The sequence below is a fragment of the Pseudomonas sp. FG29 genome (genome assembly GCF_057809355.1).
The window spans coordinates 152702-178494 of record NZ_JBMDJU010000001.1; the positions used below are offsets into that span (position 1 = coordinate 152702).

At 63.2% G+C, this 25793-nt stretch carries 22 protein-coding genes; 17 read left to right on the forward strand and 5 right to left on the reverse strand.

The genetic code is table 11. The features are described from left to right. The first annotated feature begins 7 nt into the window (after positions 1–7). Together purT and ACODS1_RS00810 are read left to right on the forward strand one after the other, a co-directional pair. Positions 8–1189 carry a formate-dependent phosphoribosylglycinamide formyltransferase gene (gene purT, locus ACODS1_RS00805; RefSeq protein WP_489084148.1) on the forward strand — a complete coding sequence of 394 codons (1182 nt, stop codon included), beginning with the start codon at positions 8–10 and terminating at the stop codon, positions 1187–1189. Beyond that, positions 1186–1920 carry an SGNH/GDSL hydrolase family protein gene (locus tag ACODS1_RS00810; RefSeq protein WP_489084149.1) on the forward strand — a complete coding sequence of 245 codons (735 nt, stop codon included), beginning with the start codon at positions 1186–1188 and terminating at the stop codon, positions 1918–1920. Before purT ends, ACODS1_RS00810 begins: the two co-directional genes overlap by 4 nt. On the opposite strand, the gene ACODS1_RS00815 is transcribed toward ACODS1_RS00810, so the two are convergent. Beyond that, on the reverse strand, positions 1892–3178 hold the full coding sequence (locus ACODS1_RS00815) for an HlyC/CorC family transporter (protein WP_489084150.1): 1287 nt from the start codon (positions 3176–3178) through the stop codon (positions 1892–1894). The two genes, ACODS1_RS00810 and ACODS1_RS00815, sit on opposite strands and share 29 nt — an antisense overlap. Before the next feature lie 10 nt (positions 3179–3188). Next, positions 3189–3989 carry a cytochrome C assembly family protein gene (locus tag ACODS1_RS00820; RefSeq protein ID WP_489084151.1) on the reverse strand — a complete coding sequence of 267 codons (801 nt, stop codon included), beginning with the start codon at positions 3987–3989 and terminating at the stop codon, positions 3189–3191. A 155-nt stretch (positions 3990–4144) separates the two neighbouring features. Here ACODS1_RS00820 and ffh point away from each other — a divergent pair, with 155 nt between their 5' ends. The 5 genes from ffh (at position 4145) to rplS (ending at position 7644) form a co-directional block, all read left to right on the forward strand. After that, the gene (gene ffh / locus ACODS1_RS00825; protein ID WP_322981065.1) at positions 4145–5524 is read left to right on the forward strand and encodes a signal recognition particle protein; all 1380 of its coding nucleotides are present in this window, start codon (positions 4145–4147) and stop codon (positions 5522–5524) included. Between the two features lie 181 nt (positions 5525–5705). Then, complete coding sequence (rpsP, locus tag ACODS1_RS00830; RefSeq protein WP_009403592.1) at positions 5706–5957, forward strand: 30S ribosomal protein S16; 252 nt, start codon at positions 5706–5708, stop codon at positions 5955–5957. A gap of 8 nt (positions 5958–5965) precedes the next feature. Then, a complete protein-coding gene (gene rimM / locus ACODS1_RS00835; protein ID WP_489084152.1) occupies positions 5966–6502 on the forward strand; it encodes a ribosome maturation factor RimM in 537 nt (178 codons plus the stop codon). Positions 6503–6507: 5 nt separating this feature from the next. Further along, entirely contained in the window at positions 6508–7251 is a 744-nt protein-coding gene (gene trmD, locus ACODS1_RS00840) for a tRNA (guanosine(37)-N1)-methyltransferase TrmD (RefSeq protein ID WP_322981063.1), read from the forward strand. A 42-nt stretch (positions 7252–7293) separates the two neighbouring features. After that, on the forward strand, positions 7294–7644 hold the full coding sequence (rplS, locus tag ACODS1_RS00845; RefSeq protein ID WP_003246155.1) for a 50S ribosomal protein L19: 351 nt from the start codon (positions 7294–7296) through the stop codon (positions 7642–7644). A gap of 61 nt (positions 7645–7705) precedes the next feature. Here the strand turns inward: rplS and ACODS1_RS00850 are convergent, their stop codons facing one another. Continuing rightward, the gene (locus ACODS1_RS00850) at positions 7706–8386 is read right to left on the reverse strand and encodes a cyclic di-GMP-binding domain-containing protein, MshE-related (protein WP_489084153.1); all 681 of its coding nucleotides are present in this window, start codon (positions 8384–8386) and stop codon (positions 7706–7708) included. A 91-nt stretch (positions 8387–8477) separates the two neighbouring features. Next, a complete protein-coding gene (locus tag ACODS1_RS00855; protein WP_489084154.1) occupies positions 8478–10310 on the reverse strand; it encodes a cation:proton antiporter in 1833 nt (610 codons plus the stop codon). A 63-nt stretch (positions 10311–10373) separates the two neighbouring features. Between ACODS1_RS00855 and xerD the strand changes: the two genes are divergently transcribed. From xerD to thrC, 4 genes are all read left to right on the forward strand, one after another. Further along, positions 10374–11270 carry a site-specific tyrosine recombinase XerD gene (gene xerD / locus ACODS1_RS00860; RefSeq protein WP_489084155.1) on the forward strand — a complete coding sequence of 299 codons (897 nt, stop codon included), beginning with the start codon at positions 10374–10376 and terminating at the stop codon, positions 11268–11270. 142 nt (positions 11271–11412) lie between these two features. Further along, a complete protein-coding gene (gene dsbC, locus ACODS1_RS00865) occupies positions 11413–12141 on the forward strand; it encodes a bifunctional protein-disulfide isomerase/oxidoreductase DsbC (RefSeq protein ID WP_322981059.1) in 729 nt (242 codons plus the stop codon). 101 nt (positions 12142–12242) lie between these two features. Continuing rightward, positions 12243–13547, forward strand: coding sequence for a homoserine dehydrogenase (locus ACODS1_RS00870; protein ID WP_489084156.1), 1305 nt, complete (start codon positions 12243–12245; stop codon positions 13545–13547). A 57-nt stretch (positions 13548–13604) separates the two neighbouring features. After that, the gene (gene thrC / locus ACODS1_RS00875) at positions 13605–15014 is read left to right on the forward strand and encodes a threonine synthase (protein ID WP_489084157.1); all 1410 of its coding nucleotides are present in this window, start codon (positions 13605–13607) and stop codon (positions 15012–15014) included. 58 nt (positions 15015–15072) lie between these two features. Here thrC and ACODS1_RS00880 read toward each other — a convergent pair whose 3' ends face one another. Beyond that, positions 15073–15360: a hypothetical protein gene (locus tag ACODS1_RS00880; protein WP_489084158.1), complete on the reverse strand. Its 288-nt coding sequence runs from the start codon at positions 15358–15360 to the stop codon at positions 15073–15075. 251 nt (positions 15361–15611) lie between these two features. Here ACODS1_RS00880 and bacA point away from each other — a divergent pair, with 251 nt between their 5' ends. The 6 genes from bacA to ACODS1_RS00910 all read left to right on the forward strand — a co-directional run bounded on the left by bacA (position 15612) and on the right by ACODS1_RS00910 (position 25785). Further along, complete coding sequence (gene bacA / locus ACODS1_RS00885) at positions 15612–16232, forward strand: biofilm formation regulator BacA (protein ID WP_489084159.1); 621 nt, start codon at positions 15612–15614, stop codon at positions 16230–16232. Positions 16233–16246: 14 nt separating this feature from the next. After that, positions 16247–16942, forward strand: coding sequence for a PspA/IM30 family protein (locus tag ACODS1_RS00890; protein WP_489084160.1), 696 nt, complete (start codon positions 16247–16249; stop codon positions 16940–16942). A 60-nt stretch (positions 16943–17002) separates the two neighbouring features. Further along, positions 17003–17644 (forward strand): hypothetical protein, encoded by a 642-nt coding sequence (locus ACODS1_RS00895; RefSeq protein ID WP_489084161.1) that lies wholly within the window; start codon positions 17003–17005, stop codon positions 17642–17644. 78 nt (positions 17645–17722) lie between these two features. After that, positions 17723–19768, forward strand: a complete 2046-nt coding sequence (locus ACODS1_RS00900) for a flotillin family protein (RefSeq protein WP_489084162.1) — start codon at positions 17723–17725, stop codon at positions 19766–19768. A 228-nt stretch (positions 19769–19996) separates the two neighbouring features. Further along, on the forward strand, positions 19997–25237 hold the full coding sequence (locus ACODS1_RS00905; protein ID WP_489084163.1) for a DNA repair ATPase: 5241 nt from the start codon (positions 19997–19999) through the stop codon (positions 25235–25237). Further along, a complete protein-coding gene (locus ACODS1_RS00910) occupies positions 25234–25785 on the forward strand; it encodes a rhomboid family intramembrane serine protease (RefSeq protein ID WP_489084164.1) in 552 nt (183 codons plus the stop codon). Before ACODS1_RS00905 ends, ACODS1_RS00910 begins: the two co-directional genes overlap by 4 nt. Positions 25786–25793 lie beyond the last annotated feature (8 nt).

The following is a 25793-nucleotide window of genomic DNA, read 5'->3' on the forward strand; positions in this document are numbered from 1 at the left end:
AATCCTCATGCCCCGTATTGGAACCCCTTTGTCGTCGTCCGCGACCCGTGTACTGCTGTGTGGTTGCGGCGAGCTTGGCAAGGAAGTGGTCATCGAGCTGCAGCGCCTGGGCTGCGAAGTCATCGGCGTGGATCGCTACGCCAATGCACCGGCCATGCAGGTGGCGCATCGCAGCCACGTGATCGACATGCTCGACGGCGCAGCCCTTCGTGCAGTGATCGAGAAGGAACAGCCGCACTACATCGTGCCGGAAATCGAGGCCATCGCTACTGCCACGCTGGTCGAGCTGGAGGCTGAAGGCTTCAATGTGGTGCCGACCGCGCGTGCGGCGCAACTGACCATGAACCGCGAGGGCATTCGCCGCCTGGCGGCTGAAGAGCTGGGCCTGCCGACCTCGCCGTATCACTTCTCCGACACCTTCGAGGACTACGCCGCAGCGGTGAAGTCGGTCGGTTACCCCTGTGTGGTCAAGCCGATCATGAGTTCGTCCGGCAAGGGCCAGAGCGTGCTGAAAAGCGATGCCGACCTGCAGAAGTCCTGGGACTATGCTCAGGAGGGTGGGCGTGCGGGCAAGGGCCGGGTGATCGTTGAGGGCTTCATCGACTTCGATTACGAAATCACCCTGCTCACCGTGCGTCATGCCGGTGGTACCAGCTTCTGCGCGCCGATTGGCCACCGCCAGGAGAACGGTGACTATCAGGAGTCCTGGCAGCCGCAACCGATGAGCCCGAAGGCGCTGGCCGAGTCCGAGCGCGTTGCCCTGGCGGTGACCGAAGCGCTGGGCGGGCGTGGCCTGTTCGGCGTCGAGCTGTTCGTCAAGGGCGATCAGGTGTGGTTCAGCGAAGTGTCTCCGCGTCCGCACGATACCGGCCTGGTGACGCTGATCTCCCAGGAACTGTCCGAGTTCGCCCTGCATGCGCGTGCCATTCTCGGCCTGCCGATTCCGGCCATTCGCCAGATGGGCCCGTCGGCTTCGGCGGTGATCCTGGTCGAAGGCAATTCGCAGCAGGCCAGTTTCTCCAATCTCGGCGCGGCCCTGAGCGAGGCGGATACCGCGTTGCGCCTGTTCGGCAAGCCCGAGGTCAAGGGGCAGCGCCGCATGGGTGTGGCGCTGGCGCGCGACGAGTCGATCGAAGTGGCGCGTGAGAAGGCGCTGCGCAGCGCGCGGGCGGTACGCGTCCAGCTGTGAGCCGTCACGCGCTCTGGTGGGCGCTGACCGTGTCGTTGTTGCCGGCGCTATTGCCTCTGGCATGGCATACCCGGCGCACGGCGGTGCGCCTGCCCGTGGCGCAGGGTGAGGCCCATGGCATTACCGGTGAGGCCTTTACCGCTGAACCCCTGCGCCTGCTGCTGATCGGCGAGTCGACGGTGGCCGGCGTCGGGGTGACCCATCTTGATCAGGCGCTGGCCGCCTGCCTGGCTTCGGCCTTGGCTGCGCGCCTGCGGCGTCCGGTGAGCTGGCGCACTCTGGGTGAGAATGGCATCACCGCCTCGCAGGCGTGCGAGCGACTCTTGCCGCAGGCGCTGGACGAGCCGGCCGATCTGGCGTTGCTGGTGTTCGGCGTCAATGACACCACGCACCTGACGTCGAGCGCGCGTTGGCAGGCGTCCATGGCCACGATGGCGACCGCGCTGGCCGAGCGCGGTGCGCGCGTCGCCTTCAGCGCAGTGCCGCCGCTGCAGCATTTTCATGCCTTGCCCTGGTTGCTGCGGATGCTGATGGGCTGGCGTGCGCGGCTGCTCGATGGGGAGTTGCAGGTTCTGGCAGCGCGCTTGAGGGCGCAGCATTGCGCGCTGGATTTGCGCTTCGAGACGCAGTATCTGGCCGAGGACGGTTACCACCCTTCAGCGTTGGGCTATCGGCAGTGGGCTGAGGGCCTGGCTGCGCACGTCAGTCGGCTGCTGCCGCCTCTGCGCTGATCTTTTCCGCCTGCCAGACACGCACGCTCTTCACCCGGTTCTCGGCCGATTGGAGGATTTCCAGGCGATACGGGCCGATCTTCAGGCACACCGGGCTGTCCGGAATGCTCTCCAGGGCTTCGGTGATCAGGCCGTTGAGGGTCTTCGGGCCATCGCTGGGCAGGTGCCAGCCGAGGCTCTTGTTGACCTCGCGGATGTAGGCTGCGCCGTCGATGACCTGAGTGCCATCGTCCTGCGGATGGATGTCGGGGCTGCGCAGGCTGTCCTGGTTGCTGAAGTCACCGACGATTTCCTCGAGGATGTCTTCCAGAGTGACGATGCCGATCACGTCGCCGTATTCGTCGACGACGATGCCGATGCGGCGCTTTTCCTTCTGGAAGTTGATCAGTTGCGTCGACAGCGGCGTGTTTTCGGGGATGAAGTACGGCTCGTTGCAGGCCGCCAGCAGGCTCTCGCGGGTCAACTGATTGTGGCTGAGCAGGCGCGCGATCTGGCGCATGTGCACCACGCCTTCGATCTGGTTGATGTCGCTGCGGTACACCGGCAGCCGCGTGTGATGGGTGGTGCGCAGCTGGTCGATGATGGTTTCCAGGTCATCTTCGAGGTCGATGCCGGCCACCTCATTGCGCGGAATCATGATGTCGTCCACCGTGACCCGTTCCAGGTCGAGGATGCCCAGCAGCATGCTCTGGCGGTTCTCCGGCAGCTCCGGGCCCGACTCGCGCACCACGCTGCGCAGCTCCTCGGTGGACAGGCTGTCGCTGGCGCGTTGTGCCGGATCGACGCCGAACAGGCGCAGCAGCAGGTTGCTCACCGCACTGGTCAGCCATACCACCGGATAGAGCAGGCGTAGCAGGAAGATCAGCACGTGGCTGGCGGGAAAGGCAACCAGCTCGGGGCGCAGGGCCGCCAGGGTCTTGGGCGTGATCTCGCCGAAGATCAGCACGATGACGGTGAGACCGGCGGTGGCGATGGCAATGCCGGCTTCGCCCCAGACTTCCACCGCCAGCACCGTGGCGATAGAGGCGGCGAGGATGTTCACCACGTTGTTGCCGACCAGGATGGTGCCGAGCAGTCGATCCGGGCGCTCGAGCAGGCGCGAAACGCGGCGGGCGCCCTTGTGTCCTTCCTTGGCCAGATGCTTGAGGCGGTAGCGGTTGATGCTGAGCATCCCGGTCTCGGAGCTGGAGAAGAACGCCGAGCAGAGAATCAGGAAGATCAGCAGGCCGAGCAGGTGGCTCGAATGAAAGTCATCCATGACGACTGCCTCAGATGTGCAGGATAAATTCGCGAACCAGCTTGCTGCCGAAGTAGGCCAGCATCAGCAGGCAGAACCCGGCGAGGGTCCAGCGAATGGCCTTGTGGCCGCGCCAGCCCAACTGATGGCGTCCCCACAACAGCACGGCGAATACCACCCAGGCAAAGCAGGATAGGATGGTCTTGTGCGCCAGGTGTTGGGCGAACAGGTCGTCGATGAACAGCGCGCCGGACAGCAGCGACAGCGACAGCAGCACCCAGCCGGCCCAGAGAAAGCCGAACAGCAGGCTTTCCATGGTTTGCAGCGGCGGGAAGTTGCGAATCAGCCCCGAGGGGTGCTTGTGCTTGAGCTGATGATCCTGCAGCAGCAGCAGGACGGACTGAACCACGGCGATGGTGAGCATGCCGTAAGCCAGCACTGACAGGAGAATGTGGGCAAGGATGCCGGGGTGTTCGACGATGGGCTGGATGGTGCCGCTGGGCATGAACTCGGCGCTGAGTACCGTCAGGGTGCCGAGCGGGAACAGCAACAGCAGCAGGTTCTCCACCGGGATGCGCAGGCATGCCAGCAGCGTCAGCCCGATCACGGCGCAGGCGATCAGGCTCGCGGCATTGAAAAAGTCCAGGTTGAGGCTGCCGCCCTGATTCAGCTGGTAGAACAGGCTGGCGACGTGCAGCACAAGTGCGAAGGCGCCGAATAGTGCAAGGAGGCGCTTGTCGACGGGGCTGCGCTGGGAGAGGCGCAGGCCTTGGTAGGTGGCAGCGCCGGCATACAGGACGGCGGCGGCGAGGCTGGGCAGCAGAGGGTGCATAAATCCGTATAAGGCGGGCCCGAAAGACGCTGAGTGTGGCACACAACGCGGTCGTCACGAAAGACCGCTGGCGGTGTCGGCAGCCAGGGGACTTCGCTATAATCCGCCGCTTGTCGCATGCCCGCCATGTCGGGTCGGACCTCAAAGGAACGCGCATGTTCGAAAATCTTACCGACCGCCTGTCCCAGACGCTGCGTAACGTCACGGGTAAGGCCAAGCTCACCGAAGACAACATCAAAGACACCTTGCGCGAAGTGCGCATGGCGCTGCTCGAGGCTGACGTGGCCCTGCCGGTGGTCAAGGACTTCGTCGGCAAGGTCAAGGAGCGTGCCGTCGGCACCGAGGTCTCCAAGAGCCTGACGCCGGGTCAGGCGTTCGTGAAGATCGTCCGTGCCGAGCTGGAAGAGCTGATGGGCGCGGCCAACGAAGACCTCGCGCTCAATGCCGCACCGCCCGCTGTTGTGCTGATGGCCGGCCTGCAGGGTGCGGGTAAGACCACTACTGCCGGCAAGCTGGCCAAGTTCCTCAAGGAGCGCAAGAAAAAGTCGGTGCTGTTGGTGTCGGCCGACGTCTATCGCCCGGCAGCGATCAAGCAGTTGGAAACCCTCGCCGGCGATCTGGGCGTTACCTTCTTCCCCTCCGATGCCAGCCAGAAGCCCGTGGATATCGCCAATGCGGCGATCCGCGAAGCCAAGCTGAAATTCATCGACGTGGTCATCCTCGATACCGCCGGTCGTCTGGCCGTGGATGCCGAGATGATGGCCGAGATTCAGGCGCTGCACGCGGCGGTCAAGCCGGTCGAGACCCTGTTCGTTGTCGACGCCATGACCGGCCAGGATGCGGCCAACACGGCCAAGGCCTTCAGTGATGCGCTGCCGCTGACCGGTGTGGTGCTGACCAAGGTCGACGGTGATGCCCGTGGCGGTGCCGCGCTGTCGGTGCGCCAGATCACTGGCAAGCCGATCAAATTCATCGGTATGGGCGAGAAGAGCGACGCACTCGAGCCCTTCCACCCGGATCGTATCGCCTCGCGCATCCTCGGCATGGGCGACGTGCTCAGCCTGATCGAGCAGGCCGAGCAGACCCTCGATCGCGAGAAGGCCGAGAAGCTCACCAAGAAGCTGAAGAAGGGCAAGGGCTTCGATCTCGAAGACTTCCGTGACCAACTGCAGCAGATGAAAAACATGGGCGGCCTCGGCGGCCTGATGGACAAGTTGCCGTCTATCGGTGGCGTCAACCTGTCGCAGATGGGTAACGCCCAGGGCGCGGCCGAGAAGCAGTTCAAGCAGATGGAAGCCATCATCAATTCGATGACGCCGGCCGAGCGCCGTGACCCGGACATCATCAGCGGCTCGCGCAAGCGCCGTATCGCAATGGGTTCCGGTACCCAGGTGCAGGACATTGGCCGCTTGATCAAGCAGCACAAGCAGATGCAGAAGATGATGAAGAAATTCACCGCCAAGGGTGGCATGGCCAAGATGATGCGCGGTATGGGCGGCATGCTGCCCGGTGGTGGCGGGATGCCGAAGTTCTAGAAAAGTGGCGGCAGGCTGTAGGTTGCGGGCCTCAGGCTATGCCTTGGGTCTGCGTTGCAATTGCCTTCAGCCTGCCGCTTGCAGCATGCCGCATAAGCTCTTAGAATATGCGGCCTTTCGGGCCCAGGCCCATTTTTAATGTGTGCCTCAAGTTAGCACCGACAACAGGAACGATGTTCTCATGGTAACTATTCGTCTCGCTCGTGGCGGCTCCAAAAAGCGCCCCTTCTACCACCTGACCGTGACCAACAGCCGCAATGCGCGCGACGGTCGCTTCGTAGAGCGTATCGGCTTCTTCAATCCGATCGCCTCGGGTGCTGAAGTCAAGCTGTCCGTCAATCAAGAGCGCGCTACCTACTGGCTGAGCCAGGGTGCACAGCCGTCTGAGCGCGTTGCTCAGCTGCTCAAGGAAGCTGCCAAGGCTGCTGCCTAAGCGCTTTTATGAGTACGACGCCGGCCGTAGCCGAGGATCTGGTAGTTCTCGGCAAGATTGTTTCGGTGCACGGCGTCAAGGGTGAAGTGAAGGTGTACTCCTTTACCGATCCCATCGATAACGTGCTCGATTACCAAAACTGGACGCTCAGGCGTGACGGTGAGGTAAAAAAAGTGGAATTGGCCAGCGGCCGCCTACAAGGCAAGGTGCTGGTAGCCAAGTTGAAAGGTCTGGATGATCGCGAGATCGCGCGTACATACGCCGGTTTCGAGATTTGCGTGCCGCGTAGCGAGCTGCCGGATCTGGAAGAAGGCGAGTTCTACTGGTACCAGTTGCAGGGCTTGAAGGTCATTGATCAGGCGGGGCAGTTGCTCGGTGTGGTCGACCATCTGTTCGAGACCGGTGCCAACGATGTGATGGTGGTCAAGGCTTGCGCAGGCAGCCTGGATGATCGCGAGCGTCTACTGCCCTACACGGATCAGTGCGTGCTTTCGATCGATCTGGCAGTCGGTGAGATGCGGGTCGACTGGGATGCGGATTTCTAAGGCTCATGCGCGTAGAAGTCATCACCCTGTTCCCGGAAATGTTTGCCGCCATCGGCGAGTATGGCATCACCAGTCGCGCGGTGAAGCAGGAGCTGCTGAAGCTCAATTGCTGGAATCCGCGGGATTACACGACCGATCGACATCACACGGTGGATGATCGCCCCTTCGGTGGCGGCCCCGGCATGGTGATGAAGATCAAGCCCCTCGAGGATGCTCTGGCAAGCGCCAGGCAGGCAGCGGGGGAGGCGGCCAAGGTGATCTACCTGTCGCCTCAGGGCAGGCAGCTGAATCAGGCTGCGGTTCGTGAGCTGGCTCAGGAAGAAGCACTGATCCTGATTGCCGGTCGTTATGAAGGTATCGACGAGCGCTTCATCGAAGCGCATGTCGATGAGGAATGGTCGATCGGCGACTACGTCCTGTCCGGCGGTGAGCTGCCGGCCATGGTGCTGATCGATGCGGTGACGCGCCTTTTGCCTGGTGCATTGGGTCATGCCGACTCGGCCGAGGAGGACTCCTTTACGGATGGCCTGCTCGACTGCCCGCACTACACCCGCCCGGAGGTGTATGCGGATAAACGTGTTCCTGAAGTATTGCTTAGTGGCAATCACGAACACATCCGGCGCTGGCGTTTGCAGCAGTCCCTTGGACGAACCTGGGAACGCCGCGCTGATCTTCTGGATAGCCGCTCGCTTTCTGGAGAAGAGAAGAAGCTGCTGGAGGAATACATCCGCCAGCGGGACGATAGTTAACGTATCGATGGCAGGCCGGGAGGCTTGTCTTAGGAGCGCAGCATGACCAACAAGATTATCCAGATGCTCGAAGCTGAGCAGATGAACAAAGAAATCCCGACTTTCGCACCGGGCGACACCGTTGTCGTGCAAGTGAAAGTGAAGGAAGGCGACCGTCAGCGTCTGCAGGCTTTCGAAGGCGTTGTTATCGCCAAGCGTAACCGCGGCCTGAACAGCGCGTTCACTGTGCGCAAGATTTCCAGCGGTGTGGGCGTCGAGCGTACCTTCCAGACCTACTCGCCGCTGGTCGACAGCCTGAGCGTCAAGCGTCGCGGTGACGTACGCAAGGCCAAGCTGTACTACCTGCGCGACCTGTCCGGCAAAGCCGCGCGCATCAAGGAAAAGCTGTCCTAAGTTCGGACGCTCTCCAAGAAAAAAGCAGCCCTCGGGCTGCTTTTTTCGTTTCTGTGTTCCGTCATGGGCGCAGGCTGATCTTCAAGCTGGCCTGTGACAGGTCGATGTCGTGCAGGCGCAGGCTGCCGAAGTTCTGTTCTGGGGCCGCGCCTTTGACGCGAATGTTGTCGAAGCGCATTTCGCCGATCGAGCTGGGAAGGTTGACGTTGAACGAGCCGTCGGCATTGAGTGTCGAGCGTAGCTTGCTGGTGTCATAGCGCACATCGCTCAGTGTGGTCTCCGCCTCCAGGCTTTCCAGCGCCGGCATGACCAGTTTCGCCAGTTGTTGCATCGCGCCCATACCGTCGCCGCTTTCCGCTTGCAGCAGCAGCCCCTGAAGGGCGGCGTCCAGGCCTTGCGCACTAACCTCGCTCATTTCGCTGTCGCTCAGGCTGCGCATGCCGGGCGGTGTTTCCTGGCGGGTGATGCTGGTCGGGGGCTGCAATCGCTGGATATCGGCGCTGGCCATCTGGAAGGGGCTCAGCAGGGCGGCTACCAGCGTGGCGGCGAGGCGCAGGTTGGTCTGTTTCTTGAGCGCCTTGCTCAGTTGCTTTTGCGTGACCAGGCCCTGTTCGAGCAGTACTTCGCCCAAGCGCTGGCGACTGACCAGTTGCAGTTTGATCGCGGCATCCAACTGCGCGGAGGTGATCAGCCCCTTGCTGATCAATATCTGGCCAAGTCGCGAGTTGCTGTGTTGGGGCATGGCATGCTTCCGGGTGGCTGATGGCATGGTGAAATCATGCGCTTGGCGCTCATGTTCGTCACCCAACCAAAGATAGGCTATTGGTCGACGCTTATCTGGTGTCGGGTGTTTCCTGCTCAACTGGAGGCTGTTCTGTTTCGATCAGTGCCGTCAGCGTCCAGCCGGTCGTGGGTGTGAAGGTCAGCGGCAGCGTGGCGACATGCAGCCAGCCGTTGGGGTCGCGGGCCAGGATCAGCGTCGCGCGCTTGCCATGCAGCGCCTGATAGGCCGGCCAGTCGAAGGTCTGCGTCAGGGTGGTGCTGCGTACCTCGTCACCGCGGGCCAGTTGGCTGGCGAAACGTGGATAGCTCGTGGCCTGGCTGCCCAGGGGCAGGCCGCGTACTTCATCGCTGCTGCGATGCTTGTCGCTGCGTTTGCCGTCGCTGCTGGTCGGCAGGGTGAAGCGTCGGTTGCCCGGGAAATCATGGCGGAAGTGCATGCAGGCCAGGGCGTTGAGTTCCGCCGATGGCGACACGGCCAGCAGGTGGCCGAGGCCGACCAGATCCAGATGGGCTTCTGCGTGCTGCGAGGTCGGGTTGCCGAAATAGGTGGGCAGCCCGGCCATGCGAGCGGCGCGGATATTCTCCCAGCTCGAGTCGGTCAGTAGCACCTGGCTGCCAAGGCTCTGGATTGCCTTGCCCAGTGCTCGGGCCACGGGGTTGGCACCGATGATCAGAAAGCCGCTCGGCGACGGTTCGGTCACTCTCAACAGGCGTGCCAGCGGGCGCGCCGTTGCGCTCTGCAGGACGACGGTGCCGATGATCACCATGAAGGTCAATGGCACCAGAAGCTGCGCCTGGGGATTGCCCTGCTGCTCCAGGCGCAGGGCGAAGATGGCCGAGACGGCTGCGGCGACGATGCCGCGTGGAGCGATCCAGGCCAGCAGCGCGCGTTCGCGCCAGTTGAGGTTGGAGCCCAGTGTGCAGGCCAGGATATTCAGCGGGCGCGCGACGAACTGGATGACTGCCAGCAGAAGCAGTGTTACCGGGCCGAGCGCCAGTAGCGCGTGCAGATCCAGGCGGGCGGCGAGGATGATGAACAGGCCGGAGATCAGCAGCACGCTGAGGTTTTCCTTGAAGTGCAGGATCGGCCGGATGTCCACGCCGCGCATGTTCGCCAGCCACATGCCCATCACGGTGACGGCAAGCAGCCCGGACTCGTGTTCGATCAAGTTGGCGGCGATGAATACGCCGAGCACGGCGGCCAGGGCGGCAAAGGTGTGCAGGTATTCGGGCAGCCAGCGGCGCCGCAGGACGATGCCGAAACCCCAGCCGGCAGCGGCGCCGAGCAGGCTGCCGCAGGCGATCACCGCAGCGAAGGTGCTTAGGCTCTCGCTCCAGGCGTTGCCCTCGGCGTAGCTGACGATGAAGGCGAAGGTGACCACGGCCAGCAGGGCGCCGATGGGGTCGATGACGATACCTTCCCAGCGCAGGATATTGGCGACTGCCGAGGTGGGGCGAACCACGCGCAGCATCGGGGCGATCACCGTCGGCCCGGTGACCAGGGTGAGGGTGCCGAACAGCAGGGCCAGATCCCAGGAAAAATTCAGCAGGTAATGGCTGGCTATGCTGATCACCGCCCAGGTCAGCAGGGCGCCCAGGGTGACCAGGCGGTGTACCACCTGGCCGATCTCACGCCATTCCGACAGATGCAGGGTTAGGCTGCCCTCGAACAGGATCAGTGCGACGGCCAGGGAAATGAAGGGAAACAACAGTGGGCCGAACAGTTCCTGTGGGTCGAGCAGGCCCAGCAGCGGGCCGGCCAGGATGCCACCGAACAGCAGAAAGAGGATCGCCGGCAGGCGGATGCGCCAGGCCAGCCACTGGCTGGCCAGTGCCAGCAGGCCGATGCCGCCCAGGCTCAGCAGGATCTGTGTCTCGCTCATCGGATCTCCCTATCGGCGTGGGGCTATGGAACACTAGGCGACTCACCTGTGCATGAGTCTTCGATGGCAACCTTACCCGATCCACTGATCGAGCGCTTTCTCGAGGCGCTGTGGCTGGAAAAAGGCCTTTCTGCCCATACCCAGGCCGCCTATCGCAGCGACCTGGAGCATTTCAATGCCTGGCTCGATGGCCGTGGCCTCGTGCTACGACATGCCGGTCGCGACGCCATTCTCGATCATCTGGCCTGGCGTCTGGAGCAGGGTTACCAGGCCCGTTCCACGGCACGTTTCCTGTCTGGGGTACGCGGTTTCTACCGCTTTCTGTTGCGCGAGACGCTGATCAGCGAAGACCCGACCTTGCAGGTCGAGCTACCGCATATCGGCAGGCCGCTACCCAAGTCGCTGTCCGAGGCGGATGTCGAGGCGCTGCTGCAGGCGCCTGATCTGGATGACCCTATTGGCTTGCGTGACCGCGCCATGCTCGAAGTGCTGTATGCCTGCGGCTTGCGTGTCAGCGAGCTGGTCGGTCTGACGTTGGAGCAGGTCAATCTGCGTCAGGGCGTGCTGCGTGTGTTCGGCAAGGGCAGCAAGGAGCGCTTGGTGCCATTGGGTGAGGAGGCCATTGCCTGGATCGAGCGCTACAGCCGCGAGGCGCGCCCGTTGCTGCTCGCGGGCAAGCCCAGTGACGTGCTGTTTCCCAGCCTGCGTGGTGAACAGATGACCCGGCAGACCTTCTGGCATCGGATCAAGCTCCAGGCCCGTGTAGCGGGGATCGCCAAGGCATTGTCGCCGCATACCCTGCGCCACGCTTTCGCCACGCACCTGCTCAACCATGGCGCCGACCTGCGCGTGGTGCAGATGTTGCTGGGCCATAGCGATCTGTCCACCACGCAGATCTATACCCATATCGCTCGTGCTCGCTTGCAGGAATTGCATGCTCGGCACCATCCCCGAGGGTGATGGGGAACATCGTCGGCGTTGCCGAATCGAACAGAGCGATCCGTCTGCCCGTTCACACCGCTGGCACAGCGCCGCGCTGCCGTGTGGCGCTTCTGTGGTAGGCTGTGCCCATTCCGCCGCTTGTCCTTCGACAGGAGTATTCATGTCCCCGATTCGTCTTTCCGTCGCCCTGGCTTTGGCACTGGGTAGCAGTATCAGCCTGGCCGCCGATCCGGATCAGGCCATCCGTCAGAGCCTGAAGTCGCTGGACGCAGAGCTGCCGATCGAGGCCATCGCCGAAAGCCCGATGTCGGGTATCTACCAGGTTCAGCTCAAGGGCGGTCGTCAGCTCTACACCAGTGCCGATGGGCAGTTCCTGATCCAGGGTTATCTGTTCCAGGTCAAGGATGGCAAGGCCGTCAACCTCACCGAAGTCGAGGAAAGCCGCGCGGTTGCCAAGCAGATCGACGCCATCCCGACCAGCGAGATGGTGGTCTTCCCGGCAAAGGACGCGAAGACTCATATCACCGTCTTCACCGATACCGAATGCGGCTACTGCCAGAAGCTGCACAGCGAAATCCCCGAGCTCAATCGTCTGGGCGTCGAGGTTCGCTATCTGGCCTTCCCGCGTCAGGGCATGAACAGCTCGGCAGCGCGTGAGTTGCAGAGCGTCTGGTGCAGCAAGGATCGCCAGGCGGCCATGAACAAAGCCAAGACCCGTCAGGGGGTGCCGGAGGCGACCTGCGACAATCCGGTGGCCAAGCAGTACGAGCTGGGGCATCTGATCGGCGTCAACGGGACGCCGTCCGTCATCCTGGCCAACGGCAAGATGATTCCGGGCTACCAGCCGGCGCCGCAGCTGGCCAAGATTGCGCTGGAGTCGAATGACTGAGTTGGATTGACTAACAAACAGCCGCTTCGTAAGGTGCGGCTCTTTATCTGCGGCCGGAGCATGCTCCGGCCGTTTCGTGCAGTGCTGATGGGGAATTGAGTGTGAAGCCGGTCAAAGTGGGCATCTGTGGGTTGGGCACCGTCGGTGGCGGTACTTTGAATGTACTCAAGCGCAATGCCGAGGAGATTACTCGGCGCGCCGGTCGCGGCATCGAGATTGCCCAGATCGCCATTCGTTCGCCCAAGCCGCAGTACGACACCACCGGCATTGCCATGACCAGCGATGTGTTCGAGCTGGTCAACAACCCCGAGATCGATATCGTCATCGAGCTGATCGGCGGCTATACCCTGGCCAAGGAGTTGGTGCTCAAGGCCATCGAGAATGGCAAGCACGTGGTCACCGCCAACAAGGCGCTGATTGCCGTGCACGGCAACGAGATCTTCGCCAAGGCGCGCGAGAAGGGCGTCATCGTCGCCTTCGAAGCGGCCGTCGCTGGCGGTATTCCGGTGATCAAGGCGATCCGCGAGGGGCTTGCGGCCAACCGCATCAACTGGCTGGCAGGCATCATCAACGGCACCGGCAACTTCATCCTCACCGAGATGCGCGAGAAGGGCCGTGCCTTCGAGGACGTGCTCAAGGAAGCGCAGGCGCTGGGTTATGCCGAGGCCGATCCGACCTTCGACGTCGAAGGCATCGACGCGGCGCACAAGCTGACCATCCTGGCGTCCATCGCTTTCGGCATCCCGCTGCAGTTCGACAAGGCCTACACCGAAGGCATCACCAAGCTGACCACGGCTGACGTGAACTACGCCGAAGCGCTGGGCTATCGCATCAAGCACCTGGGTGTGGCGCGTCGCACCGAAGCGGGCATCGAGCTGCGCGTGCACCCGACGCTGATTCCGGCTGACCGTCTGATCGCCAACGTCAATGGCGTGATGAACGCAGTAATGGTCAATGGCGATGCGGTTGGCAGCACCCTGTATTACGGTGCCGGCGCCGGCATGGAGCCGACCGCTTCGGCCGTAGTGGCCGACCTGGTGGACGTGGTACGTGCGCTGACCACCGATCCGACCAATCGCGTGCCGCACCTGGCTTTCCAGCCGGACTCGCTGTCCGATCACCCGATCCTGCCCATCGAGCAGAGCGAGAGTGCCTACTACCTGCGTATCCAGGCCAAGGATCACCCGGGCGTGCTGGCTCAGGTGGCGAGCATCCTCTCCGAGCGCGGCATCAACATCGAGTCGATCATGCAGAAGGAAGTCGAGGAGCAGGACGGTCTGGTGCCGATGATCCTCGTGACCCATCGCGTGGTCGAGGCGCGTATCATCGAGGCCATCGCCGCCATGGAAGCGCTGGATGGCGTGACCTCGCCGGTCATGCGTCTGCGCGTCGAACAGCTCAACTAATCCCGTGTCCACCCGCAGGCGCAGGCCTGCGGGTGCAGTCGAACGAAGGTTTATCCCATGCGCTATATCAGTACCCGCGGCCAGGCGCCGGCCCTGAATTTCGAAGACGTGCTGCTGGCTGGCCTCGCCAGCGATGGCGGCCTCTACGTGCCGGAGAATCTGCCGCGTTTCACCGTCGAGGAAATCGCTTCCTGGGCGGGTCTGCCGTATCACGAGCTGGCCTTCCGGGTGATGCGTCCGTTCGTTGCCGGCTCCATCGCTGATGCCGACTTCAAAAAGATCCTCGAAGAAACCTACGGTGTGTTCGAGCACAACGCCGTGGCGCCGCTGCGTCAGCTGAACGGCAACGAGTGGGTGCTGGAGCTGTTCCACGGCCCGACCCTGGCGTTCAAGGATTTCGCCCTGCAACTGCTCGGCCGCCTGCTCGATCACGTATTGGCCAAGCGTGGCGAGCGTGTGGTGATCATGGGCGCCACCAGTGGCGACACCGGCTCGGCGGCCATCGAAGGCTGCAAGGCCTGCGACAACGTCGACATCTTCATCATGCACCCGCACAACCGTGTGTCCGAAGTGCAGCGCCGGCAGATGACCACCATCCTCGGTGAGAACATCCACAACATCGCCATCGAAGGCAACTTCGATGACTGCCAGGAGATGGTCAAGGCCAGCTTCGCCGACCAGGGCTTCCTCAAGGGCACCCGCCTGGTGGCAGTCAACTCGATCAACTGGGCGCGGATCATGGCCCAGATCGTCTACTACTTCCACGCGGCGCTGCAGCTCGGCGGCCCGGCGCGTTCCATCGCCTTCTCGGTGCCGACCGGCAACTTCGGCGACATCTTCGCCGGCTACCTGGCGCGCAACATGGGCCTGCCGGTTAGCCAGCTGATCGTCGCCACCAACCGCAACGACATCCTGCACCGCTTCATGAGCGGCAATCAGTATGTGAAAGAAACCCTGCACCCGACCCTGTCGCCGTCCATGGACATCATGGTCTCGTCCAACTTCGAACGTCTGCTGTTCGACCTGCACGGGCGTAATGGCGCGGCTATCGCTGGCTTGATGGATACCTTCAAGCAAGGTGGCGGCTTCAGCGTCGAGGAAGATCGCTGGGTCGAGGCGCGCAAGCTGTTCGATTCGCTGGCGGTGAATGACGAGCAGACCTGCGAAACCATCACCGAGGTGTACAAGGAGTGCGGCGAGCTGCTCGATCCGCACACTGCCATCGGCGTGCGCGCCGCGCGTGAGTGCCGTCGCAGCCTGGCCACGCCGATGGTGGTGCTGGGTACCGCGCATCCGGTCAAATTCCCCGAGGCGGTGGAAAAGGCCGGCATCGACGCCGTTCCGGCGTTGCCGGCGCACCTGACCGATCTGTTCCAGCGCGAGGAGCGCTGCACGGTGTTGGCCAATGACCTGAAAACCGTGCAGCAGTTCGTTGCGGCTCACGGCAATCGCGGCAAACCGCTCTGAGGTTTTCCGCCTCGATCAAACCGGCGCCCTTGTGGCGCCGGTTTTGTTTTGGGGCGGCTCAGAGCGCGAAGATCACTCCAAGAAGCGCCATCAGGATGATCAATGTCAGCCAGATCAGGGCATTGGTTCGGTTGGCGCGAACGATGGCTGCGCCGCGTGGGCGAATGGGTGGGTTTTCATTCAGGTAATGATCGATGCACTGCTCGGCCTCTTTCGCGTCGAGTTCGGCAAGTTCGCCTAGCAGCACGATGGCGCTGCTGCGCTGGTCGGCGTGCAGGAGCTGGCGCACCCTGAGTGGAAGTTCGTGCATCGTGCGACCTGCTTGGTGAGGGAGTGGGTTGCTCATAACTGCGACTCGGTTGGCGCTTTTTCACGTGCGGCGCGGCGATTGCTGAGGTTTAATTCGACACTCCGCGAATGGAAGCGTTGTGGTTGAGTCATGGATGAATCTCTCTCTGTTCTCCTTCCCTTGTCTTTTCGTCGCTGCGGCCATTGATGGTTGCGCGTATCTGCCTGCGCGGCTTTCTGACGAACGGCATCACAGTTATTACATGTGATTACTTGATGACTTACATGTAAGGGTCTAGGCTGCGACGCATGGACAGCAAATCATCCGCTCATTACCAACGTCTTTATCGTCAACGCCTGCGTGAGCAGGGGTTGGTGAAGAAGGAAGTCTGGATCTTGCCCGAGCATGCGCCGCTTCTGGTCGCGTTCGAGCGAAAACTGCGCCAGCCACAGTCGCTGCTGGCTCCGATGGAGAAGGAGGAGGGTATGAACATGCCTCAGGTTTGGACCGCTCAGGCGCTGCATGAAGCGCTCGCGGCAACGGAACTGTTCCAAAACGGTCAGGCCGGCATCGAGCTGATTCAGGGCGCCGACGCCAGCCTGCACATCACCATGCGCGAATACGGTGATCTGCCACTGTTCGTCGCCGTATTCGGCGAGCAGATCATCGTCGAAGCACTGCTCTGGCCAGCGACGGACGTGAAAGATGCCGCTGCCTTCAACGAAGAAGTGCTGCGCACTCACAAGCTGTTCCCGCTGTCGTCCATCGGCCTTGAGAAGATGGTCGACGGGCGCGACTGCTACACCATGTTCGGTGCGCTGAGCTCCTACTCGAGCCTGTCCGACGTGGTGTTCGAGATCGAGCTGTTGGCGGACAACGTGATCAAGGCCACCGAAGCCTACGAAGGCTTCCTCAAGTCTGGCGCCTGAGAGGAGATAGGACGATGAATGTCTGGAGCAAATTGCTGACGGCGCTGCGTGGCGGCGCCAATGAAATGGGTGAGGCGGTGGTCGACAGCCAGGCCCTGCGCATTCTCGATCAGGAAATCCGCGACGCCGACGTCGAGCTGCGCAAGTCCAAGGAAGCGCTGGCCGAGATCATGGCCAAGCACAAGCTGGCCAGCGACAAGGCGACCAAGAGCGCGGCGAGCATCGCCGAGTACGAGCAGTACGCACTGAAAGCGCTGGAGGCGGGCAACGAAACCCTGGCCAAGGAAGTGGCCGAGAAGATCGCCAACCTGGAAATCGAACAGGCCAGCGAACGCGAGCAGGCCGAAGGGTTCGCCGCCAGCGTGGCACAACTGCGCAAGGCCGTGACCCAGGCCGAGGGTAATATCAAGCGCCTCAAGCAGCAGGTGGATACGGTCAAGGCCACCGAGAGCGTGCAGAAGGCACAGATGGCCGTGGCCCAGCGCTACGGCGGCTCGCAAGCCAAGCTGCAGACGGCGGTCGAGTCGCTCGAGCGCATCAAGCAGAAACAGGCCGAGCGTGCGGCGAAGATGGAAGCTTCGGCCGAATTGGCCGCTACCAGCGCGCCGGACGATTCGCTGGAAGCCAAGCTGCGTGCGGCCGGCATCAAGGCCGACAACGCCAGTGCCGACAGCGTGCTGGCGCGTCTGAAGGACAAAACCAAGGCTTGATCCTGGTGTGAAAGACACGGGGCGTTCGCGCCCCGTTTCCCTGATTCGGGAAAGGAAAAAATGGAACTCTTCCTGCAGACGTCGCTGTCATTCCCCACCGCCATCTACAGCTTCCTGCTGTGCGTGGCGGTCATCTATTGGCTGGTGGTCGCCGCCGGCCTGCTCGAGGTCGATCTGCTCGACATCGAAGCCGATTCGATGATGGAAGGCAGCGGTCAGACCGAAGGCCTCGCCGGCCTGCTCTACAAACTCAAGCTCGACGGCGTGCCGGTTACCCTGGTGCTGACGCTGCTGTTTTTCTTCGCCTGGTTCATCTGCTACTTCATCGAGCTGTGGCTTCTGCGTCATCTGCCGTTGGGCATTCTGCGCTACCCGCTGGGGTTGGTGGTGATCGCTGGGGCCTTCGTGGTCGCTGCGCCGCTGTGCGCGGCCATTTGCCGGCCGCTGCGGCCTCTTTTTCTGAAGGCCGAGGCAACCAGCAGCAAAACGGTGCTGGGGCAAGTGGCGGTGGTGCGCAGTGGCAAGGTTACGGCCAGCCATGGCGAGGCGGTGCTGGAAGATGGCGGCGCCGGGCTGATCCTGCGCGTGCGCGCCGACGAGGCACTGGGTTTCAAGCGTGGTGACCGTGTGGTGCTGCTGGAGTACCTGGCGGCCGAGCATGCCTATCGCATCATCACCGAAGAAGAGTTCCGCGGCGTCTAGCCGACTATTCGCGTGTAACAGAGGGCAGGCAGGATATGCCGAACCTGCCTGCACAATTAGCAAAGGAGTGAAGCTGTAATGGAAAACCTCATCCCCTTCATCGTCGGGGCCGGGCTGGTCGTCCTCTTCGTGATCGCCCTGATCGCCCTGTTCAAGGCCTTCTATATCAAGGTTCCGCAGGGCACTGCGCTGATCGTCAACGACATGAGCTCGACGCCGAAGGTGCACTTCACCGGCTCGCTGGTGTACCCCGTGATCCACCTCAAGGAGTTCATGAAGATCTCCCTGATCACCCTGGAAGTCGACCGCCGCGCCAAGGACGGGCTGATCTGCCGTGACAACCTGCGCGCCGACATCACCGTGGCCTTCTACTTGCGGGTCAACGAGACCCAGGAAGACGTGCTCAAGGTGGCCAAGGCCATCGGCGTGGATCGCGCCTCCGACCGCGCAGCGGTCAACGAGCTGTTCAATGCCAAGTTCTCCGAGGCGCTGAAGACCGTCGGCAAGCAGTTCGACTTCGTCCAGCTGTTCGAGAATCGTCAGGACTTCCGCGACCGCATCGTCGAGGTGATCGGCAACGACCTCAACGGCTACGTTCTGGAAGACGTGGCCATCGACTATCTGGAGCAGACCTCCAAGGTATCGCTGGATCCGAGCAACATCCTCGACGCCGAGGGTATTCGCAAGATCACCGAGCTGACCGCTAAACAGAACGTCATCACCAACGAGCTGGAGCGCAACGAAGAGCTGGCGATCAAGAAGAAGAACGTCGAAACCCGCGAAGCCACCCTGGCCCTGGAGCGCCAGCAGGCCGACGCCGAGGCGCGGCAGAAGCGCGAAATCGAAACCATCCAGGCCCGCGAGCAGGCGGAAACCCTCAAGGTGCGCGAGGAAGAGCGCCTGAAGGCCGAGCAGGCGCGCATCCAGACCCAGCAGGAGCTGGACATCCGCGCCGAGAACCATCAGCGCGAAGTGGAAGTGGCCCAGCAGAATCGCCAGCGTGCCGTGGTCATCGAGGTGGAGAAGGTCACCCGCGCCAAGGATCTGGAAGTGGTCGCCCGCGAGCGCGAGGTCGAACTGCAGCGCATCGAGAAGGAAAAGGCGCTGGAAGAAGAGCGCAAGAACATCGCCGGGGTGATCCGCGAGCGCGTGGCGGTCGAGAAGACCGTGGCCCAGGAAGAAGAACGCATCAAGGAAGTGCGCGAAGTCTCCGAAGCCGAGCGCCTCAAGCAGGTCGCCGTGCTCAACGCCCAGGCCGAAGCCGAGCAGGAGCTGGTGCGTCAGGTCAAGCAGGCCGAAGCCGACGAGACTCGCTCCAAGCACAAGGCCGTGGAAATCAACAACCTGGCCCAGGCCGAACTGGAAGCCGCAGCCAAGAGCGCCGAGGCCAAGAAGAAACTGGCCGAAGGCATCGAAGCCGAGCGCGCTGCGCCGGGTCTGGCCGACGCCAAGGTGCGTGAAGTCACCGCCGCCGCCAAGGAGAAGGAAGGCCTCGCCGAGGCTCGCGTGCAGGCCGAGCGCCTGATCGCCGATGCCAAGGGCGAGCAGGAAAAAGGCCTGGCCGAAGCCCGTGTGCTGGAAGCCCAGGCGGCTGCCAAAGAGAAAGACGGCTTGGCCGAAGCCAAGGTGCTGGAAGAAAAACTCACTGCCCAGGCGCGTGGCGAAGAGCAACTGGGCCTGGCCAAGGCCAAGGCGACCAAGGAACAGGGTTCCGCCGAAGCCGCGATTCTGCTGGAGCGCCTGAGCGCCGAAGCCGAAGGTCTGGGCAAGAAATTCGGCGCGCTGGATTCGCTCAGCGACGCCGCGCGTGCCCACGAAGAGTTCCGCATGCAGCTGGAGAAGAGCTTCGAGGAGGCCATGGCCGCCATCGACGCCAACAAGGACATCGCCAAGGATCAGGCCGAGGTGCTGGCTGCGGCCATGTCCAAGGCGAAGATCGATATCGTCGGCGGCGAGGGCGATTTCTTCAACTCCTTCGCCAAGTCGCTGTCGGTGGGCAAGGCCATCGAAGGGGTGGTCGGCAAGAGCCCGGTGGTGCAGGACGTGATCTCCCGCCTGCTTGCTGGCAAGGCCGCGCCTGTCGCACCGGTGGTCGCACCGAACGCCGGCTCCGAGCAGGCCTGAGTGACCGGCCCGTAGGGTGGGCTTCAGCCCACCCAGTGGACAACGCACTTTTTGCCCACCACTGGCGACACGAGCGGTGGACAAAAAGAGCGTTTTCCACCCTACCGGCCACAGCATGCCGAGCCTTGTGGGAGGGGCTTTAGCCGCGAACCTCCCACGCATTTTCCAGACCCCTTGCCCTGCTGACCGGGCGAGGGTGCTCGATGCCGAATATCCAGGAAGAACACGATGTCGGACGCACAAACACAGGACGTATTGGACAAGGCCGTCGCCGAAGGCGGCGCCTACGAGGTGCTGCACAAGCGCCTGCAGGAGCAGGGCCAGCGCCTGCGCGCGCTGACCGAAACGCTCAACGGCCAGCGCCTGGCCGAGTTCGGCAGCAGCGCCATGGAAGCCATTGGCCGGGTGCGCATCCGCACCGAAAACAATTGCATCGCCCGCGATATCGTCCAGGTCGGTGATTGTTTGCTGTTCGGCTACAACGTGTTCATGGGCCTGAAGAAGGAAACCTCGGTCGCCGATGTGTTCTCCCTCTATCGCCTGGTCGAGGGTGCCGAAGGCTACGACGCCGAGCCGGTGCCGCTGGAGGGTTCATTCCTGGCGCAGGCCAGTTTCGTCGCCGATTTCAACGAGCTGTACACCTACTACAAGAACACCCGCCTGCTGCAACTGGCCATCCGCGACGGCAAGTTGCTGGCGAGCTTCCAGATCGGCGAGCGGGTCAGCGATATCCGCGTGTTCCGCTGGTCGATCTCCGTCGACGGGCGCGAGGTGCGTTACATCGACAACCGTGGCGAGCGCGATATCGCGCTGCCGGCGCCATTCGATTTCGAATGGCAGAAGACGTCCCGCGAGATGGTGGTCACCGGCCGCCATCCGCACATGAACATTCTCGACACCGTATTCGTCGAGACCATCGGCGGCGACCTCACCATCAAGGTCGAGAACAACACCCAGGATGGCCTGGGTATCTACCGCGAGCCGGTGGTGGACAAGACCCAGTCGCTGGACGATGCGCAGATCGAATACGCCCGCCTGGGCAGCCTGATCCTGCTGAAGATCCTGCCGTACCGCGAAGAGCAGTGGCGCTACCTGGTGTTCAACAGCCTGACCAGCAAGGTCGAGCGCATCGACGCCATCGGCCTGGCCTGCGTGCAGCTACCGGAAGACCACGGCATCATCTTCCCCGGCGGCTACTACCTGCAGAGCGGCGAGTACAAGACCTTCGAACAGCCCATGGGCGGCATGCGCTTCAAGCGCTCGGTACGCTCGCCCAACGGCGAGGATGTGCAGTACATCTTCTACCACCCGGAAGAAGGCCGCTCGGCGCTGTTCACCTACAACATGATCAACCGCCAGTTGCACAACCCGATCTTCGGCCACGGCTACGCGCGCCTGGAAGACGGGCGCATGGTGATCTTCTCCGCCGAGGGCAGCGAGCCGACCCGCATCCACCCGATGCAAATCTGGCAGACGCCGTTCGAAAGCGACGATTACGCCGCCCGCCAGCCGGCGCGCAGCGGCTTCTTCGGGCGCATCGGCAACGCCGAGCTGGTGCGTGGCGTATCCGACCTGCTGGGCCTCAGCCGCGAGATCGACAGTCGCGAAGTGTCGGTGGCGCGCTACACCCAGTTGTGCCAGAACACCCGGCGCTTGTTCGACGTCTACCACTGGCTGGGCGATGCCCAGTGCGCCGAGCTGGCGCCGCTGCTGCGCGAAGTGGCCGCCACTGGCGAGCTGGTACTCGATGAATTCGAGAAGGTCGAGAGCATCCGCCAGCAGTCCGCCCGTGCCATGGCCGAGGCCGAGACGCGGCAGAAGAGCCTGCTCTCCGGTCTGTTGGTGGATAGCTGGGACGAGGTGCAGCATTTCGTCGAAGCGCTCAACGCGATCAATGCCCAACGCGGCCAACTGCTGACCATCCGCGACTACCGCTACATCGACGTGGCGCGCATCGATGCCATGGAAGCCGAATTGCTCGAAGCGCAGGAGCGTGTGGCCACCGCCACCTCCGCCTTCCTCGCCAGCGACGCCGCGCTGCAACCCTACGTGCAGCGCCTCGGTGAACTGGACGGCCTGGCGCAGAAGGCCGAGAGCGTCACCCAACTGAACGAGCCGCTGGCCGAGATGCAGGCCATGGCCGGCAACCTCGACATGCTCTCCAGCCTGATGGCCTCGCTGAAGATCGACGACGCCACCCAGCGCACCGCCATCGTCGAGTCGATTTCCGAGGTCTACGCTCACCTCAACCAGGCCAAGGCGCGTGCCGAGCAACGGCGCAAGGGCCTGGGGTCGGCCGAGACGGTGGCGCAGTTCGGCGCCCAGTTCAAACTGTTCAGCCAGGGCATCACCAACGCCCTGGCGCTGGCGCAGGATCCGGAAAAGTGCGACGAGCAGTTGTCGCGCCTGCTGGTGCAGCTCGAAGAGCTGGAAAGCCAGTTCGGTGATCACGAAGAATTCCTCAGCGATATCCTCGGTAAGCGTGAAGAGCTGCTGGAAACCTTCGAGTCGCACAAGCAGAGCCTGCTCGACGACCGCCAGCGCCGCGCCCAGGGTGTGCTCGATGCTGCCCGGCGGATTCTCGACAGCCTGGGCCGGCGCACCGCGCGCCTGACCCAGATGGAGGAGCTCAACGCCTTCTTCGCCGCCGACCCGCTGATTCTCAAGCTGCGCGAGATGGCCGAGCGCCTGCGCGAGCTGAAAGACAGCGTCAAGGCCGATGATGTCGAGGCGCGTCTGAAGGCTGCCCGCGACCAGGCGGTGCGCGCCCTGCGCGACAAGAGCGAGCTGTTCGAGGAAGGCGGCAACGTCATCAAGCTCGGCCCGCGTCACCGCTTCAGCGTCAACACCCAGGAACTCGACCTGACCCTGATGCCGCGCGGTGATGCGCTGTATCTGCACCTGACCGGCACCGATTTCCTCGAACCGCTGCGCGATGAGACGCTGGATGGTCTGCGCGACTACTGGCAGGTATCGCTGGAGTCCGAGTCGCCCTCGCTGTACCGCGCCGAATACCTCGCCGGCCTGGTGCTCGACGCCGCCGTGGCGGGCCGCGAAGGCCTGACTCTGGACTTGCTCAAGACCCACCTGGCGCAGCCGGAAACCCTGACCCGCCTGATCCGCGACTTCGCCGCACCGCGCTACAAGGATGCCTATGAGAAGGGCATTCACGACCACGACGCCGCGTTGATCCTCACTCAATTGCTGCCGCTGCGCGAAAGCGCCGGGCTGTTGCGTTATGCACCGACTGCGCGGGGCTTCGCCGCGCTGTTCTGGAATCGCTGGGGGCAGGACATCGAGGCCGAGCTGTGGCCCGAGCGGGCGCGCAGCAGCCTGCACCTGCGCCAGTTGTTCGGCAGCGAGGACGGCGTGCAGCGCCTGCGCGAAGAGATCGATGCCGCCATGCAGCGCTTCCTCGCCCAGCACCCGCTGGCGGTGGACGCGGCGCAGCGCCAGGCGGCTGCGGCCTATCTGGTCGAGGAACTGGCGGCCAAGCCGATCGAATTCAGCTTCAGCAAGTACGCCCGGAAACTGCTCGACACCCTGCAGCAGCGCATGCAGGCCAGCCATGTCTGGGACGACTACCGCGCCGCGCTGGACAACCTGCGTGGCCGCCCGGTGCAGCGCTGGTCGCTGGCGCAGACCTGGTTCGACGGCCTGTGCGCGCAGGACGCCAGCATGGCCGAGCTGGCCGACTACGTGCCCGAGGCGATCGCCGTCAGCCTGCTGGATGACGACTTCCCCCGGCGTTTCACCGAGGTCGATCTGCGTTTCAGCGTCAGCGGCCTGCTCGGCGATCATCCGCGACTGCAGAATGGCAGCCTGCTGCTGGCCATCGACGATTACTTCGCGCGCCTGCAGCAGCACCTGGATCACTTCGTGCCGCAGTTGCAGCGCTACCAGGCGCTGCGCCAGGAAGTCATCAACCGCGAGCGCGATGCGCTGCGTCTGAGCGAATTCAAGCCACGGCCCTTGTCGTCGTTCGTGCGCAACAAGCTGATCAACGACGTGTACCTGGGCTTCATCGGCGACAACCTGGCCAAGCAGATGGGCACCGCCGGCGAGAACAAGCGCACCGACCTGATGGGCCTGCTGATGCTCATCTCGCCGCCCGGCTACGGCAAGACCACCCTGATGGAATACGTGGCGCACCGCCTCGGCCTGATCTTCATGAAGGTCAACGGCCCTGCACTGGGTCACGAGGTGCGCTCCATCGACCCGGCGCAGGCGCCGGACGCCACCTCGCGCCAGGAGCTGGAAAAGCTCAACCTGGCGCTGGAAATGGGCAACAACGTGATGCTCTATGTCGATGATATCCAGCACACCCATCCCGAGTTCCTGCAGAAGTTCATCTCGCTGTGCGACGGCACGCGGCGCATCGAAGGCGTGTGGAAGGGCAAGACCAAAACCTACGACATGCGCGGCAAGAAGTTCTGCGTGGTGATGAGCGGCAACCCGTACACCGAGTCCGGCGACGTGTTCAAGATTCCCGACATGCTCGCCAACCGCGCCGACATCTACAACCTCGGCGACACCCTGGGCGGCATGCAGGAGGCTTTCGCGCTGAGCTACATCGAGAACAGCCTGACCTCCAACCCGGTGCTGGCGCCGCTGGCCACCCGCGACATGGCCGACGTCTACCGTTTCGTCGCCAAGGCCGAGGGCAAGCCGTTCTCCGCCAACGAGCTGAGCCACACCTACAGCGCCGCCGAGATCAACGAGATCAGCTCGACCCTGCAGCGTCTGATGCAGGTGCGCGACGTGGTTGGTCGGGTCAACCAGCAGTACATCGTCAGCGCCGCGCAGGCCGACAGCTACCGTACCGAGCCACCGTTCAAGCTGCAGGGCAGCTACCGCAACATGAACAAGATGGCGGAGAAGATCAGCGCGGTGATGAACGATGCCGAGCTGCTGCAACTGATCGCTGACCACTATCAGGGCGAGTCGCAACTGCTCACCACCGGTGCCGAAGAGAACCTGCTCAAGCTCGCCGAGCTGCGCGGCAATCAGACGCCCGAGCAGGCCGAGCGCTGGGCGCAGATCAAGCGCGACTTCATGCGCAACAAGGCCATGGGCGGCAGCGACAGCGATGTCGGTGGACGTGTGGTTGCCCAGCTCAACGACCTGGTGGAAAGCGTGCGCGGTCTGGGTGCTGGCAGCAAGCCGGCCAGCGCGGCGCCGAGCATTCCCTGGGAACAGTTGCTGGTCGGGCTGGATAATCTCGGCAAGCTGCGCCCGCAGGTAGAGGTGGTTGCGCCGCCGCAGCCGGGCACGCAAAAATTGCTCGAAAGCCTGGCCGATAGCCTGGAAAACAGCTTCCTGCCGCTGATCAAGGCGATGGACAAGAAGATCGACATCGATTTGCGCACCCACAACCGCATGCTGGAAATCTCCACGCAACTGCGTGACCTCGGCACGTTGCTCGGTCAGGAGCAGCGCGGCGATGTTGCGGACGACGAGGCGCCGTGAGGCGAGGCTGGCTGGTTGAGCTGCGTCCGCTGCTGTTCATCAGCGGCGCGATGCTGCTGATACAACTGGCCAACAGCGCCCTGGGCGGTGCCCTGAACGTCTGGGGGCTGGTGCCTCGGCATATCGAGGCGCTGCCCGGCATTCTCTTCGCGCCCTGGCTACATGGCAGTTGGGCGCATCTGCTCAGCAACCTCAGCGGCTTGCTGGTGCTCGGCAGCCTGGTGCTGCTGCGCTCGCGCCGCGATTTCTTCTACGCCAGCGCCTTCATCATCCTCGGCAGCGGGGTGCTGGTCTGGCTGTTCGGTCGTACCGGCCTGCACGTCGGCGCCAGTGGCTGGCTGTTCGGCTTCTGGGGGCTGTTGCTGGCGCGGGCCTGGTTCGAACGCAGCCTGCTCGACCTGCTGCTGGCGGTGCTGGTGTTCTTCCTCTACGGCGGCTGGTTCTTCGGCTTGCTGCCGCGTGCTGGCGTTTCCTTCGAATACCACCTGGCTGGGGCTTTCTGCGGTGTGTTGTACGCCGCCTTGAGCCGCCGCCGTCTCAAACGATAAAAGGGATT